General features: G+C 63.8%; 12 protein-coding genes. 10 read left to right on the top strand and 2 right to left on the bottom strand.

What is annotated here, in order from left to right:
• Window positions 1-81 precede the first annotated feature (81 nt).
• Window positions 82-1503, bottom strand: coding sequence for a 3-isopropylmalate dehydratase large subunit (gene leuC / locus BLV27_RS01015; RefSeq protein WP_092640950.1), 1422 nt, complete (start codon window positions 1501-1503; stop codon window positions 82-84).
• Between the two features lie 347 nt (window positions 1504-1850).
• Between leuC and BLV27_RS01010 the strand changes: the two genes are divergently transcribed.
• The 10 genes from BLV27_RS01010 to BLV27_RS00965 all read left to right on the top strand — a co-directional run bounded on the left by BLV27_RS01010 (window position 1851) and on the right by BLV27_RS00965 (window position 11758).
• Window positions 1851-3218, top strand: coding sequence for a mechanosensitive ion channel family protein (locus tag BLV27_RS01010; protein WP_092640947.1), 1368 nt, complete (start codon window positions 1851-1853; stop codon window positions 3216-3218).
• Window positions 3211-4533: an amidase gene (locus BLV27_RS01005; protein ID WP_092642002.1), complete on the top strand. Its 1323-nt coding sequence runs from the start codon at window positions 3211-3213 to the stop codon at window positions 4531-4533. The genes BLV27_RS01010 and BLV27_RS01005 overlap by 8 nt, the downstream gene beginning before the upstream one ends.
• A 219-nt stretch (window positions 4534-4752) precedes the next feature.
• Window positions 4753-5169 (top strand): ribosome silencing factor, encoded by a 417-nt coding sequence (gene rsfS, locus BLV27_RS01000; protein ID WP_092640944.1) that lies wholly within the window; start codon window positions 4753-4755, stop codon window positions 5167-5169.
• A 1-nt stretch (window position 5170) separates the two neighbouring features.
• Entirely contained in the window at window positions 5171-5635 is a 465-nt protein-coding gene (rlmH, locus tag BLV27_RS00995; RefSeq protein ID WP_092640940.1) for a 23S rRNA (pseudouridine(1915)-N(3))-methyltransferase RlmH, read from the top strand.
• A gap of 27 nt (window positions 5636-5662) precedes the next feature.
• Window positions 5663-7174, top strand: a complete 1512-nt coding sequence (gene gpmI, locus BLV27_RS00990) for a 2,3-bisphosphoglycerate-independent phosphoglycerate mutase (protein WP_425283626.1) — start codon at window positions 5663-5665, stop codon at window positions 7172-7174.
• Entirely contained in the window at window positions 7171-8265 is a 1095-nt protein-coding gene (locus BLV27_RS00985; protein ID WP_092640934.1) for a murein hydrolase activator EnvC family protein, read from the top strand. Before gpmI ends, BLV27_RS00985 begins: the two co-directional genes overlap by 4 nt.
• A 9-nt stretch (window positions 8266-8274) precedes the next feature.
• A complete protein-coding gene (locus tag BLV27_RS00980; RefSeq protein WP_092641999.1) occupies window positions 8275-9603 on the top strand; it encodes a S41 family peptidase in 1329 nt (442 codons plus the stop codon).
• A gap of 65 nt (window positions 9604-9668) precedes the next feature.
• Window positions 9669-10142 (top strand): RNA pyrophosphohydrolase, encoded by a 474-nt coding sequence (locus BLV27_RS00975; protein ID WP_342023222.1) that lies wholly within the window; start codon window positions 9669-9671, stop codon window positions 10140-10142.
• A gap of 102 nt (window positions 10143-10244) precedes the next feature.
• Window positions 10245-10724, top strand: a complete 480-nt coding sequence (locus BLV27_RS00970) for a hypothetical protein (RefSeq protein ID WP_092640928.1) — start codon at window positions 10245-10247, stop codon at window positions 10722-10724.
• A 242-nt stretch (window positions 10725-10966) separates the two neighbouring features.
• Entirely contained in the window at window positions 10967-11758 is a 792-nt protein-coding gene (locus BLV27_RS00965) for a class I SAM-dependent methyltransferase (RefSeq protein ID WP_092640925.1), read from the top strand.
• 188 nt (window positions 11759-11946) lie between these two features.
• Here the strand turns inward: BLV27_RS00965 and ggt are convergent, their stop codons facing one another.
• The gene (gene ggt / locus BLV27_RS00960) at window positions 11947-13698 is read right to left on the bottom strand and encodes a gamma-glutamyltransferase (RefSeq protein WP_092640922.1); all 1752 of its coding nucleotides are present in this window, start codon (window positions 13696-13698) and stop codon (window positions 11947-11949) included.
• Window positions 13699-13700 lie beyond the last annotated feature (2 nt).

Genomic DNA, 13700 nt, shown 5'->3' with positions numbered 1-13700 from the left:
ATCGGGGACTCCGTCCCGCCCGGCCACTTCGGAACCCGGGGCCATTTGCAAGGCCCCGGTTACATCAGCCCGCTGACGGGGTTACATCATTTCGCGCACGTCGGTCAGCTTGCCTGTCACCGCCGCAGCCGCAGCCATCGCCGGCGACATCAGGTGGGTGCGCCCGCCGCGGCCCTGACGGCCCTCGAAATTGCGGTTCGACGTGGCGGCGCAACGCTCGCCAGGGGACAGTTGGTCCGGGTTCATGGCAAGGCACATAGAGCAGCCGGCCAGGCGCCATTCGAATCCGGCCTCCTTGAAGATGTCGGCCAAGCCCTCTTCCTCGGCCTGCGCACGGACCAGGCCCGAACCGGGAACGACCATGGCGCGCATGCCGTCCTTGATCTTCTTGCCCTTCAGGATGGCTGCTGCGGCGCGCAGATCCTCGATCCGGCCGTTGGTGCAGGAGCCGATGAAGACCGTGTCGATCTCAACCTCGCTGAGGGGCATTCCGGGAGTCAGACCCATATAATCCAGCGATCGTTGCGCCGCATCGACCTTGCCGCCGGTGAAGTCGCTGGCCGCTGGGACCGTCGCGGTGATTGGCAGGACATCCTCGGGTGAGGTGCCCCAGGTCACGACCGGAGCGATATCTTCGCCAGCGAGCGTGACGACCATGTCCCAATGCGCGTCATCGTCGGATTTGAGCGTCTTCCACCAGGCCAGCGCGGCCTCCCACTGCGCGCCTTTGGGTGCGTGAGGGCGGCCCTTGCAGTACTCGAAAGTCTTCTCATCGGGTGCAATCAGACCGGCGCGCGCGCCACCCTCAATCGCCATGTTGCAGACGGTCATGCGGCCTTCCATCGACAGGTCGCGGATCGCTTCACCGCAGTACTCGATGACATAGCCGGTGCCGCCGGCGGTACCGGTCTTGCCGATGACCGACAGGGTGATGTCCTTGGCCGTGACGCCGGGGCGCAGCTTGCCGGTGATCTCGACTTTCATGTTCTTGGACTTCTTCTGGATCAGGGTCTGAGTGGCCAGAACGTGCTCCACCTCCGAAGTGCCGATGCCGTGTGCAAGCGCGCCAAATGCCCCATGCGTGGCCGTGTGGCTGTCGCCGCAGACCACGGTCATGCCGGGCAAGGTCCAGCCTTGCTCTGGCCCGACGATATGCACGATGCCCTGACGGACGTCGGACACGGGGTAGTAATGGATACCGAAGTCCTTGGCGTTCTTGTCCAGCGCCTCGACCTGGATGCGGCTGTCTTCCGTCATCGTCGCGGCATTCGCGCGGTCCAGCGTCGTGGGGACGTTATGGTCTGGTACGGCGATGGTCTTGTCGGGTGCGTGCACGGTGCGGCCGGCCATGCGCAGGCCTTCGAATGCCTGGGGGCTGGTCACTTCGTGTACGAGGTGACGGTCGATATACAGCAGGGATGTGCCGTCATCGGCTTCATGCGCCAGGTGCGCGTCCCAGATCTTGTCGTAAAGTGTTCTTGCTTTGGTGGTTTGGCCGGTCATTGCGGAGTCTCCCGCGGATAGAAATTCGGAATAGGGTGTTCGGGGTGTCATGGCGGATCAGCCGCCCGCCTGAACCCCGTGGGCACGCCCAAAGAACCGCCAGGGCAGGAAGTCGTGGTCGCAAAGGTCGTGCACGCGTTTCATGGCCGTGCAGATACCCCTTCGACGCCAACGCCACAAGACGATCCGGCAAGGTGGTTGAATCCGTGCCAATGTATGACCTTCGGATCGGCATCTCGGGTCAAGACAGTCCCGGCAAGCACGTCCTCCTGACCGCGCAAGAGCAGCCTCGACCGACCCGGCGATCAATTATTGTATCTCACGGGGGCATCGCCCCATAGTGACCCATGGAAGAAGATATCCTCGAAACGATCCCGCTCAGGGACGAACTGGACCGGCTCTGGAATACGGGGCTGACCTTCTTGTCCGATCTGCTGGAGCCGGGGTGGAAGCTTTGGCAGCTTCTGATCATCCTGGCCATGATGGTGCTGGCATGGCTCTTCCGCAAATGGGCGGTCGAGCGGATGACCACCTGGATGCGTAGCCAGACTGGACGTCCCAAATGGCAATTGCGCTGGCTCGTGATCGTGCGCAATCGGCTGGGCCTGATCGCCTTCGCGTTGCTGGCCTGGTCCGTCTATTTCGTGATGCTGGAGCTCTTCCGCTGGCCCTCGCGCAGCTACCTCGTGGGGCTGGCGGCGACCATTGGCCTCGCGTGGATGATCGTCAGTTTCGTGGCGCGCCTGGTGCGCAACCCGTTCCTGCGCAAGATCGTGAACTGGGGCCTGTGGGCCTATGTGACGCTATTCTACCTTGGCGTTCTGGACGAAACGAAGCAACTTCTCGACAGCCTCGCGATCAGCTTCGGAGATTTCAGGTTGTCGCTTCTGGGGGCGATCACCGCACTGGTCGTGATCGGCATCCTTTTCACTGCCGCGCGGTTCCTGGCGCACACCACGTCCAGCCGGATCTCCAAGAACGAGGACATCAGCCCATCCATGCGGGTGCTGGTGGTCAAGCTGATGCAGATCGTCCTCTATGCCGGGGCGTTCTTCTTGGGCTTGAAGGCGATTGGCTTTGATTTGACGGGCCTTGCGGTTCTGTCGGGTGCAATCGGTGTCGGCTTGGGCTTCGGTTTGCAGAAGGTCGTGTCGAACCTGGTGTCAGGCGTTATCATCCTGCTCGACAAGTCGATCAAGCCCGGCGACGTCATCACCATCGGTGATACCTTCGGTTGGATCAATTCGTTGACCGCGCGCTACGTGTCGATCACCACGCGCGATGGCAAGGAATACCTCGTCCCGAACGAGGACCTGATCACTGGTCTTGTGGTGAACTGGTCCCATTCGAACCATCTTGTCCGGCTCGACATCTATTTCGGCACGGCCTACGGCGATGACCCGCATCTGGTGCGGAAGGTTGCGATCGAGGCGGCTTCGAGCACCAAGCGCGTGCTCACGTCCAAGGCCCCGGTTTGCCACATCGTGGGCTTCGGCGATTCCTCGGTCGATTACATCCTGCGGTTCTGGATCCATGACCCGACGGACGGCCTGACCAATATTCGGGGCAATGTGTACCTGGCACTTTGGGATGCGTTCAAGGAACACGGCATCTCTATTCCCTTCCCCCAGCGGGAGGTTCGAATGCTGGACGACGATCGCCCCGAGATGTCCCTTGAAGGGCCGGACGATGCTGCAAAGCTGGGCCATGACTGACGCCAGCAGCCTGATTGTCGGAATGCGAAGTGGCCGTACCGATCCACGCGACGTGACGGCCGAGACGCTGGACCGGGTCGCGGCAAGTGATCTGAACGCCGTGGTCGCGCTACGGGACCGCGAAACGCTCTTGGCCGAGGCTGCGGCCCCGCGGCCGGGCCGCTTGTCGGGGCTGCCCATGGCGGTGAAGGACCTGTCCGAGACGGCAGGCATCCGCACGACTTATGGCCACGCGGCCTTTGCCGACAACGTGCCGACCGTCGATGGACCCACGGCTGCGGCTTTGCGTGGCGCGGGAGCGATCCTGATCGGCAAGACCAACGCGCCGGAGTTCGGCCTCGGCAGCCACACCTATAATGCCGTCTATGGAACGACGCTGAACCCCTGGGACCGCAGTCGCAGCGCGGGTGGATCATCTGGCGGGGCCGGGGCGGCGCTGGCCGCGCGTCTTCTGGCGCTGGCGGACGGGTCCGACATGATGGGCAGCCTGCGCAATCCTTCGGCTTGGAACAACGTCTTCGGCATGCGCCCCACGCACGGCATGGTCCCTGCCGCACCAGCGGGCGATCCGATCCTGCATCCGCTGTCGACCGATGGCCCGATGGCGCGCACACCGGACGACCTGGAACTGCTTCTCGGGGTGCTCGCACCCGGCTACCGCAAGCAAGACGCTCGCCCATTGAAGGTCGGATGGGTCGGTGACTGGGGCGGGGCTTATCCGATGGAAGACGGTGTGCTGGCCTTGTGTGAAACCGCGCTCGACGGTCTGGCCGGTCCGCTGGCCCCGCCGATGCGTGCGCCGGACATCTGGCACAGTTGGACCACGCTGCGCAGCTTCTCGATCTGGCAGAAAATCAAGCCGCTTTGGACCGACGCCTTTGCCGCCGGATCCAAACCCGAGATGCATTGGGAAGTGGAGCGGGGCCGCACCCTGACCCTCGACGACGTGACGCAAGCCAGCGCGATTCGTGCCAGATGGGCCCGGCGGATGGAGTCGGTGCCGGTGGACGTCATCGCCCTGCCGGCGGCGCAGTGCTTCCCCTTCGACGCGAGGCTCGATTGGCCGAAGTCCATCGCGGGGCGATCCATGGACACCTACCATCGCTGGATGGAAGCGGTGATTCCCGCATCGCTGATCGGTGTGCCGGCGATTTCGGTGCCCGTTGGGTTCCACGGTGGGTTGCCGATGGGCGTGCAATTAATCGGCAAACGGGGCCGCGACAGCGATCTGATCCACCTTGCACGGCAGATGCACAGGGCTCAGCCTTGGACGGAGCAACGGCCTCCGGGTATCTTGAATATGCCCTTCGGCTGACCCTTCATGGTGTGGCGCGTCTGCCTGCCGCGAATCGCCCGGGGTTGCGGCGCTCGATCGATCCGTTCCCCAAGCCTCGCATCGGCAAAACCGACGCCGCGCCCGTTTTTGCCGCCTTGTGTCCGATGGATTGAACTCTGCCTGCGGGCAGTGCATAGGCGGTCAGCGTTGCCGGACGATGGTCCCGGTGCTAACTTATTCCCCATACTTGGCGTCCACATGGCGCACCCATACCCGGAGGATCGGACCCTGCCTTCCGACACCCAGAGCCGCCCCGGCGCGGACAAAGCCGCCAGCGACGAGATCCTGGCACTTATCCTTAAAACTCTCGAAGAGGAAAAGGCGGAGGATATCGTTACGATTGACCTTGCCGGAAAATCCTCGATCGCGGACCATATGGTCGTATGTTCGGGGCGTTCCACCCGTCAGGTCGGCGCGCTTGCCGAGAAACTCTCGGAGCGGTTGAAGGCCAGTCTCGGCCGCAATGCGCGGACCGAAGGCAAGGGCCAGGGCGACTGGGTCCTGCTGGATGCGGGCGACGCGATCGTCCACATCTTCCGTCCGGAAGTGCGCGAATTCTACCAGCTAGAAAAGATGTGGTTGGACCCGGCTGCCGAACCGGCGCGCAGCACCTGACGTGAAGATCCACCTCATCTGCGTCGGGCGCCTGCGCAAGGGCCCCGAAAAGGTGATGGTGGAGGACTACCTGGACCGTTTCGCCAAGGCGGGGCGGGGTCTGGGCCTGCCGCCGGTTATGGTCAACGAGCTCGACGCGCGCGGAGGCGGAATGGAAGCGGAAAGGGAGCTGATTGCCAAGGCGATCCCCTCCGGTGCCGCGCTTGTGGTATTTGACGAACGTGGACGGCATCCGACTTCACCGGAGTTTGCCGCAGATCTGGGCTCTTGGCGCGACGAAGCGCGAGATGTCGCACTGGTTATCGGCGGTGCCGACGGACTTTCCCCCTGCGTCCGTGATCGTGCCGATCTGGCCATCAGTCTCGGCGCGATGGTCTGGCCGCACATGCTCGTCCGGGTAATGGTCGCCGAACAGCTGTACCGGGCAGCCTCCATCCTTGCGGGCAGCCCCTATCATCGGGTCTAACGCAGGCATCATTTTCGGAGTGACATCATGCGACGCAAACCGGTCATCTTGTGCATCCTGGACGGTTGGGGAATTTCCGACCGGCCCGAACAATCGGCCCCCGATTGTGCCGACACCCCGAATTTCGACCGGCTGATGGCGACCTGCCCGCATGCGACGCTGACCACGTTCGGCCCGGCAGTCGGCCTGCCCGAGGGACAGATGGGCAATTCCGAAGTCGGTCATATGAACATCGGGGCGGGCCGCGTCGTATGGATGGACCTGGGCCTGATCAACAAGTCGATCAGCGACGGTGCCTTTGCCGAGGAACCCGCGCTGACGGACTGGATCGCGAAACTTAAGGAGACGGGTGGCACTGCGCACCTGATGGGCGTCGTCTCGGACGGGGGTGTGCATGGGCATCTTGACCACCTGCTTGCGGCGGCCCGGGCCGTCACGGACGCGGGCGTCAAGGTTATGATCCATGCGATAACCGACGGGCGCGATGTGCCGCCCCGTTCGGCCGAGGGGTTCATCGATACGCTGCTCGACAACCTGCCGGAGGGTGCCAAGGTGGGCACCTTGATCGGACGCTATTTCGGGATGGACCGCGACGACCGCTGGGACCGGGTGCAACGCGCCTGGGCCGCGATGGTCTGGGGCGAGGGGGAACGCGTGGACGATGCCCGCGCCGCCGTGAAGGCCGCCCGCGACCGGGATGAAAGCGATGAGTTTATCCAGCCCACTATCCTGGGGGATTACGAGGGCATGAAGGACGGTGACGGCGTCTTTTGCCTGAACTTCCGGGCCGACCGGGCGCGGGAAATCCTGTCGGCGCTGGCGGCCCCCGATTTCGACAAGTTCGAGACGCAAAGCCGTCCGGGGCTGCACATGTTGGGCATGGTCGACTACTCCGAGGCCCATGACGCTTTCATGACTACGGTTTTCCCCAAGCAGACCGTGCCCAACACGCTGGGGCACTGGGTGGCGACCAAAGGCCTGACGCAGTTCCACCTGGCCGAGACCGAGAAATACCCCCACGTGACGTTTTTCCTGAATGGCGGTGTCGAGACGCCGGAGGAGGGGGAGGATCGCTTCATGCCCAAGTCGCCCGACGTGGCGACCTATGACCTGCAACCCGAGATGTCATCCGTGGAAGTTACGGATCACTTCGTGACGGCCATCGAGAAGGGCTATGACCTGATCGTGGTGAACTATGCCAACCCGGATATGGTGGGGCATACCGGGGATCTGAAGGCCGCTGTGGCGGCCTGCGAGGCGGTGGATCGCGCGCTTGGCCGGGTACTTGATGCGCTGGAGGGGACTGACGGCGCGATGATTGTCTGCGCCGACCACGGCAATTGCGAAACCATGGTCGATCCGGTTACCGGCAAGGCCCACACCGCGCATACGCTGAATCCTGTGCCCGTGATCATGTGGGGGGGACCCGAGGGGGCTACCCTGCGCGACGGGAAGTTGGGCGATCTTGCTCCAACCCTGCTGCAGTTGATGGGTTTGGAAAAGCCGGAAGAAATGACCGGAAAGTCCCTACTGGGATGATCCGCCTTGCTGCTCTTCTGTTGATGCTGGCCATGCCGGCGCAGGCGCAGAGCGCCGCCGAGACGGCGCAGGCCGCGGCGGAGCAATTGTCGCGCGCGGCCCGGCAGCTGGAGCAGGCACAGGGGGCAGGCGACCGCGTGGATGCGTTGACCGAAATCGTGCAAGCCTACGAAGGCGGCCTGTCGGCGCTGCGCGACGGACTTCGGCAACTGGCGATCCGCGAGCGGGCGCTGACGGCCGATCTGACCGCGCGCGAGGCCGATACCGGTCGCCTGGTGGCCGCGCTGCAAGCCATGGAGCGCGCGCCGGTACCGCTGCTTCTGATGCACCCTTCAGGGCCGCTGGGAACTGCACGGTCGTCAATGATGCTGAGCGATGTGGCCCCAGCGTTGAACGCGCGCGCGAAAGTGTTGCGCGACGATCTGGCCGCTCTGCGCGACCTGCGCGTGCTGGAGCAATCCGCCGCCGATAGCCTGGCGCTTGGTTTGACCGGGGTGCAGGAGGCTCGTGTCGCCCTGTCCGAGGCAATCGCGGAACGGACGGACTTGCCACCCCGCCTGTCGGAAGACAGCGCACGCATCGCGGCCCTGCTGGGCCGCGTCGATACGCTGGAGGCCTTCGCGCTGGGTCTTGGGGCACTGCCACCGAAAGAATCGAACGAGATGGACTTGCCGTTGCCCTTGCCGGTGGCGGGGCGCGTCCTGCGGCGGTTTAACGAACCTGATGCGGCGGAAATCAGGCGTCCGGGTCTGGTGCTTGCCACGTCCGCCGCGGCCGTCGTGACGGCACCGGTCGCCGGCACCGTCCGGTATTCCGGCCCGCTTCTCGATTACGGCAATGTGATCATCCTGGAGCCACGTCCGGACACCCTTCTGGTGTTCGCCGGCCTGTCGGAAGTGTACGCTCGCCAGACGGAAATTCTGCGACTGGGCGCGCCACTGGGTTTGATGGGCGGGCGTTTGCCGGATGGGACGGAAAACCTGCGTGAATCCGTCATGGGCGGTGGCGCTTTGCGCCCCGAGACGCTTTATATTGAAGTCAGACAGGGCGGCACGCCCGAGGATCCGGCGAACTGGTTCGCCACCGAGTAGGGGATGAAGATGAAAAAGATGGCGATGGCTGCAACTTGCGGCATCCTTGCTGGCATTCTGACGACGACTCAGGTCGCCGGCCCGCTGTTCGCGCAGGAAGCTGAGGAAGCCACGGTATACGAACAATTGGACCTGTTCGGCATCGTGTTCGAACGTATCCGCAACCAATACGTCGAAGAAGTCGACGAGGGCGACCTCATCGAGGCGGCGATCAACGGCATGCTGACTTCGCTCGATCCGCATTCGTCCTACCTGCCACCCCGCGACTTCGAGGATATGCAGACCGACACGCGCGGCGAATTTGGCGGCCTTGGCATCGAGGTCACGCAGGAAGAGGGTTACGTCAAGGTCATCACTCCCATGGACGGCACGCCCGCGTTCGAAGCGGGCGTCGAGGCCGGCGACTTCATCACGGCCGTCGACGGAGAGAACATCCTCGGGTTCACGTTGGAAGAAGCGGTGGAGTTGATGCGCGGTCCGGTCGGCAGCGACATCGTTGTCACCATCGTACGTGATGGGCTGGAAGAACCGATCGACATCACGATCACCCGCGATACGATCAAACTGACTGCGGCCCGCGTCCGTCGTGAGGGCGACAGCATCGTCATCCGGGCCTCTACCTTCAACGACCAAACCCTGCCGAATGTACGTGACGGCTTCGACGAAGTGGTCGCGGAGATGGGTGGGCTGGAGGGCGTGAATGGCGTTGTCCTGGATCTGCGCAATAACCCCGGTGGCCTTTTGACGGCGGGCGTGGACCTGGCCGATGCCTTCCTGAACCAAGGGGAAATCGTCTCTACCCGGTCGCGCGAAAGCGAAGGCGGCGACCGCTTCAATGCCAGGGACGGCGACCTGATCGAGGGGCTGCCGATGGTCGTTCTGATCAACGGCGGCTCTGCTTCGGCATCTGAAATCGTCGCCGGCGCGCTGCAGGACCACCGCCGTGCTGTGGTCGTGGGCACCAAGTCCTTTGGCAAGGGGTCGGTCCAGACGATCATGCCTGTGCGCGGGGATGGAGCCATCCGTCTGACGACGGCGCGGTATTACACGCCGTCGGGCCGGTCGATCCAGGCGTTGGGCATCTCGCCCGATATCGTCGTGGTGCAGCCGCGGCGCGATCCCGCCGCCTCCGAGGATGAGGAGACGCAGACCCGTCCCCGTCGGTCCGAGGCCGGTCTGCGCGGCTCGCTCTCGAACGACAGCCTGTCCGAAGATCAGCAGGAGCAGATCCGCCAGGAGCAGGAGGCCGCCGAGGAGGCCGCCAAGCTGCGCGAGGAAGATTACCAGATGGCCTATGCCATCGATATTCTGAAGGGCCTGACAGCAATCGAGCGCTGATCCGCAAGATGTCTCAATTCGGGGGCGGCCGGTCGGTCGCCCCTTCTGTGTGAAAGGCCGCCCTGATGCCCGACGACATCGCCAAGTTGCCCTATCGCCCCTGTGCGGGCGTATGTCTGACCAACCCGGAGGGCCTGATCTGGGTTGGAGAAAGACTGAATTTTCCCGGTGCATGGCAAATGCCTCAAGGTGGGATCGACAAAGGTGAGGCTCCGCGCGCCGCCGCCCTGCGTGAGTTGCAGGAGGAGACGGGAATTTCCCCCGCCGCCGTTCAGATGGTAGATGTCCTGGGCGATCCGTTGCCATATGATCTGCCGGAGGATCTGGTCGCAAAGCTCTGGAAGGGGAAGTACCGGGGTCAGAAACAACATTGGTTCCGCTTTGCCTATGATGGGCCGGATGATGCGGTGGATCTGGACTACCACGAACGCGAATTTGCCCGGTGGGCCTGGATGCCCGCCGATGCGGTTCTGGCCTCCATCGTTCCGTTCAAGCGCGACATTTACCAGACGGTTCTGACGAAATTCGGCCTGCTTTAACGGGCAACATCCCGCCGGATGGCGACGATTTTTTCCATGGTATTGCCAGGGGGCCAATTACGGCCCCAATCGTGCCCACAAACTCATCCAGCGGAGAGTCAAATGAAGAGAGCCATTCTCGCCAGCTTCCTGTCGACCTGCATCGCAGGACAGGCCGCCGCCCTGTCTTGCACACCCGCGTCGGTCGCGGCCAGTTTCCAGGCAGCAAGCGCCGCCGAGGAGGAATACGTGCTGGCCGTGGGTCGTGTGCAGGTTCTGCCGGGGCAGACCCTCCCTGAACCTGCCGATCCGAACAACAGGCCTGGCTACTCCGTCGAGGCGCAGTTCAGCGGGCGTTTGGCCGCCGAGGACGGTTTCACGCAGGACGCTGTCTTCCCGGTCACGGTTCAGGTGGACTGCTCCGGTCCCTGGTGCGGGGGCGTGCCGATTGGTCGGGTGTTGGCTTTCATTGAACGACGCGAGAGCGAGAACGTTTTGGTGTCCAGTCCCTGCCCTGTTTTCATGCTGACGGCGACGCCGGAATTCTTGGCCCAAGCCGAGACCTGCCTTGCGGGCGGCCCCTGCGAGCCCGCAAGCCAATAAAGGGCCGGGGCTTCGCCATACCGGTGGAGCCCTTGCGGGGCACATTGCATCGTCAGGCACGCCCCGCGGCACCTCCGCCGCCCCAAGGCCAACGCCGGGCGCATCCTTACGTGATGGACGTTCAACCCGTGAGTGCGCCGGTAAGGTCGCAAGCAAGAACGTATGCAGCCAGTCGGCAATCGGCTAGCCTCGTCCAGTTCGCGTATTTTCTGTAGGTTCGCGAGTGTGGGAAGGACGGGATCATGACATTTCAGTTGGCTGGCAGCGGCCCGGAAATCTATGAGCGGGTGATGGTTCCGCTGTGGTTCGGCAAGTGGGCCAAATCACTTCTCGACTCCATTTCGCTTGAACCCGGCGACCGCGTGCTGGACGTCGCTTGCGGGACGGGCGTCACCACACGATTGGCGAAGGACAGGGTTGGCCATCAAGGCCTCGTGAAAGGGCTCGATGTAAATGCCGCGATGCTTGCAAAAGCGATGAAGTTGGCTGCGGGGCGCGATATCGGCTGGGTCGAGAGCGACGTGGTCGAAAGCGGCTTCCCTGATGGAAGCTTCGACGCGGTCATTTCGCAGCACGGCTATCATTATTTCCCCGACAAACCCGCAGCGCTGATCGAAATGGGTCGGCTTCTCGCACCCGGTGGTCGCCTGGCATTCTCGATCTGGGATGGGCACTGTCCGTACACCGAGGCGATTTGCAAAGCGCTGGAGCAGCACGTCTCACCCCAGATTGCGAGCCAGCAACGCTCCCAGAGGGAAACACCGACTGCCGAAGATCTGGAGAGACAGGTGCGCGCCGCGGGTTTTTCGAGAGTCACTCTCCTGAGGCAGGAGCAGTTGATCGACGTACCTTTGGCGGAGGAATTTGTTCCACTGCACTTGGGTTCCATGCCGATCGCCGGTGCTTTCGCGGCTCTTTCGGAGAAGAGAAAGCGAATGTTGATCGATCAGATATCAACCATGCTGCAGCCCTATGTCGTTGCCGGACGGATCCGGTATCCAGACGCGGTACATGTTGTCATCGCTCAAATGTGACCGCCTGCCCCTCACGAAAATGAAATGGGGCTGCGATAGACACGGCATGTTGCCGCCCCCAGCAGTGCTGCCGACTGCGCCCGCGTAGGGCGCAATCGGCGACACATTTGATGGAAGCCCGCCTTTGAAGCCCGTCCTTACTGAGAACAGCTACGCCGGGCGTTTCTGCCCGCGCGACGGACCTCCCGTTATTCCCCGATGGCCACGCCTTCGCGGCGGGGATCGGCACCCCCCTGCAACGTCTCGCCTACGGCGATCACGTGCAGGCCGGACGTCAGGTCACGGGCGTTTACCTCGAAGCCCATTTCGGTCAGCGCAGCGCTCAGCCCCTCGGCGCTTGTTCCGGCCTCCACGTCATAGGTGCCGAAGCGGTTAACCAGGTGCGGCAGGGCGACGGCCTCCTGTACGTCCATGCCCCAGTCCATGTGCGCGATGATCGTCTTGGCGACGTAGCCGATGATCCGGCTGCCGCCCGGCGATCCCACGACCAGAACCGGGTCGCCGTCCTGCATCACGATGGTTGGTGCCATGGACGAACGGGGACGCTTGCCCGGCTCAACCCGGTTGGCGATGGGCACGCCATCGACGTGGGTGCGGAAGCTGAAGTCGGTCAGTTCGTTGTTCAACAGGAACCCGCCCGGTGCCATGAGCCGCGATCCGAAGCCGTTCTCGATTGTGGTGGTCATCGAAAGCGCGTTGCCGTCCGCATCCACGATCGAGATGTGGGACGTGGAGGGCAATTCGATGCTGGCATCGTCGGCCCAGGTCAGGGCCGCATGATCGAAGGGCGGCGTGCCGGGGGCGACTTCGGGCAGGGCGTCATCGCCGCGCAGCAACTCCGCGCGTTCGGCCAGGTAGACCGGATCGACAAGGCCCGCCGTCGGGACCGGGACGAAGTCGCTGTCTGCCATGTAGCGGCCCCGGTCGGCGAAGGCGAGGCGCGAGGCATCGCCGATCAGCCGCCAGGCATCAGCCGAGTCGGGCCCCATGGCGGCCAGGTCGAACGGCTCCAGCAGGCCCAGGATTTGCCCCACGGTCAGCGCACCGGATGATGGCGGCCCCATGCCGCAGATCTCCGCCCCGCGATAGGGCGCGCAGACGGCATCGCGCTGTACCACGTCATAAGCCTGAAGGTCGTCCATCGACAGAACACCCGGCTGTGCCGCGCCGCGGACGGTGGCAACGATACCTTCGGCGATTTCGCCGTCATAGAAGGCATCGGCTCCCTCGGCCGCGATTGTCCGCAATGTCGTGCCGTAGGCTGGGTTGGTCAGCGTCGTCCCCTCGGTGATCGGCGTCCCACCGGGGAGGAAATACGCTGCCGTGGCTTCCGACGTGGACAGCCGCTCGGCATCGCTTGCAACCAGCATGGCCAGCCGGGGCGAGACCGTGAAGCCGCCCTCGGCGTGGCCGATGGCCTCGGTGAACAGGCTGCGCCAGTTCATGTTGCCCCAGCGGCGGTGCGCTTCTTCCATAAGCATGGGGGTGCCCGGCGTGCCGACCGAAAGGCCGCCGACGACGGCATCGAAAAACCCCATGGGCTCTCCGTCTTTCTGAAACAGGGTCGGTGTTGCGGCCATGGGCGCGGTTTCGCGCCCGTCCAGCGTCGTCACCGCGCCTGTGGTCGCGTCGTAGTAAACAAGAAATGCCCCTCCGCCCAAGCCGGAGGATTGCGGCTCTACCAGCCCCAGCACGGCCTGTACCGCGACCATCGCGTCGGCGGCACTACCGCCCTGGCGCAGGATGTTGGCACCCGCGGCGGCGGCCAGTGGGTTCGCGGCGGCCACCATCCAGTCGTTCGCCGTGACCGGCGCGTTGGTCTCGACGGCGAGGCTACTGCCTGCTTCTGGTGCGACTGCATCTGCGGCCTGCTGTGCCAAGGCGGGCGACGCCAGCAGCAGCGAAAGGATCAGGCTCTGACCAAGTTGAATACGCATCATGT

The organism is Jannaschia faecimaris (genome assembly GCF_900107415.1).
In the GTDB taxonomy this organism is placed as follows: Bacteria; Pseudomonadota; Alphaproteobacteria; order Rhodobacterales; family Rhodobacteraceae; genus Jannaschia; species Jannaschia faecimaris.
This window is presented reverse-complemented; position numbering and strand designations above follow the sequence as displayed.

What these genes read in the sequence shown, in the direction of transcription:
- leuC (WP_092640950.1), bottom strand. Translation starts at nt 1,503, where the DNA reads ATGACCGGCCAAACCACCAAAGCAAGAACACTTTACGACAAGATCTGG.
- BLV27_RS01010 (WP_092640947.1), top strand. Translation starts at nt 1,851, where the DNA reads ATGGAAGAAGATATCCTCGAAACGATCCCGCTCAGGGACGAACTGGAC.
- BLV27_RS01005 (WP_092642002.1), top strand. Translation starts at nt 3,211, where the DNA reads ATGACTGACGCCAGCAGCCTGATTGTCGGAATGCGAAGTGGCCGTACC.
- rsfS (WP_092640944.1), top strand. Translation starts at nt 4,753, where the DNA reads ATGGCGCACCCATACCCGGAGGATCGGACCCTGCCTTCCGACACCCAG.
- gpmI (WP_425283626.1), top strand. Translation starts at nt 5,663, where the DNA reads ATGCGACGCAAACCGGTCATCTTGTGCATCCTGGACGGTTGGGGAATT.
- BLV27_RS00985 (WP_092640934.1), top strand. Translation starts at nt 7,171, where the DNA reads ATGATCCGCCTTGCTGCTCTTCTGTTGATGCTGGCCATGCCGGCGCAG.
- BLV27_RS00980 (WP_092641999.1), top strand. Translation starts at nt 8,275, where the DNA reads ATGAAAAAGATGGCGATGGCTGCAACTTGCGGCATCCTTGCTGGCATT.
- BLV27_RS00975 (WP_342023222.1), top strand. Translation starts at nt 9,669, where the DNA reads ATGCCCGACGACATCGCCAAGTTGCCCTATCGCCCCTGTGCGGGCGTA.
- BLV27_RS00970 (WP_092640928.1), top strand. Translation starts at nt 10,245, where the DNA reads ATGAAGAGAGCCATTCTCGCCAGCTTCCTGTCGACCTGCATCGCAGGA.
- BLV27_RS00965 (WP_092640925.1), top strand. Translation starts at nt 10,967, where the DNA reads ATGACATTTCAGTTGGCTGGCAGCGGCCCGGAAATCTATGAGCGGGTG.
- ggt (WP_092640922.1), bottom strand. Translation starts at nt 13,698, where the DNA reads ATGATGCGTATTCAACTTGGTCAGAGCCTGATCCTTTCGCTGCTGCTG.